A 1,051-nucleotide genomic window follows, 5' to 3' on the forward strand; every position below is an offset into this window, starting at 1 on the left:
GTCCGACGGCGGGGAGAACAAGCCGTCCAATCCCAGCGACCCGCACGACGGGGTCTACACGGCGGCGCGGCTGGCCCGGGACGAGGGGGTGCCCATCTCGACGATCTCGTTCGGCACCAAGACCGGCGAGATCGAGATGGACGGGCAGCGCGTGGCCGTCCCGGTTTCGACGGACCAGATGAAGACGATCGCCAAGCTGTCCGGCGGGCAGTCCTACACCGCCAGCAACATCGCCGAGCTCAACAAGAGCTACAACGCCATCGAGAAGGACATCGGCTATCGCACCGTGGCCGGGCCGGGCAGCGCCGGGTGGCTGCGCCTGGGCGTGATCACCGCATTGATCGCGACGGCGCTGGCGCTGCTGATCAACCGGCGGCTGCCGGTCTGATCGTCAGGACGGCAGCCGGCGGTTCAGGAACAGGCCGGCCAGGATCGCGCCGGCCAACGCGACCGCCCCCAGCAGCATCCACGCGAGGCTGGCGTCGCCCTTGACGGTCTCGTACCCGATCTGGCGCTGCAGGGTCGAGTAGACGTTCTTCAGCGACTCCAGGCTGTCGGCATGGAACGCCTGGCCGTCGGTGATCTCGCAGATCTTCTGCAGCGTCTGGTCGTCTACGGGAACCGGGATGGTGGCGCCCTCGTACTCGACGGTGCCGTACGGCGTCCCGAAGGAGATCGTCGAGATCTGCACGCCCGCGGCCTTGGCGGCCCGGGCGGCGGTGAACGCCCCCTGCGGGGCGTTGGCGTCCAGCGGCACGTTCTCCGCGCCGTCGGACTCCAGCACGATGCGGGCCGGGGGCGGGGTGTCGCCACCCGTGATGGCCAGGGCGCTCACCGCGTGCAGGGCGGTGAAGATGGCCTCGCCGGTGGCCGTGCTGTCGGCGAAGTCGAGCTTCTTGAGCGCGTCGATCGTCGCCTGGTGCTGCGGGGTGGGCGACACCAGCAGGTATGGCGTGCCGGCGAAGCCGACCAGGCCCAGGTTGATGCCCGGCGTGAGCTGACTGGCGAACTGGCCGGCCGCCTCCTCGGCGGCCTTGAGCCGGTTCGGCGG

General features: G+C 70.2%; 1 protein-coding gene and 1 pseudogene. One reads left to right on the top strand and one right to left on the bottom strand.

The annotated features are described in order from the left end of the window. Window positions 1-388: pseudogene (locus A5704_RS24225) on the top strand (hypothetical protein); the annotation flags it as partial. A gap of 3 nt (window positions 389-391) precedes the next feature. Here A5704_RS24225 and A5704_RS24230 read toward each other — a convergent pair. Then, a partial coding sequence (locus A5704_RS24230; RefSeq protein ID WP_067891483.1) for a VWA domain-containing protein occupies window positions 392-1,051 on the bottom strand: 660 nt, incomplete at its 5' end.

Origin of the sequence: Mycobacterium sp. E735 (genome assembly GCF_001666955.1) — a bacterium.
In the GTDB taxonomy this organism is placed as follows: domain Bacteria; phylum Actinomycetota; class Actinomycetes; order Mycobacteriales; family Mycobacteriaceae; genus Mycobacterium.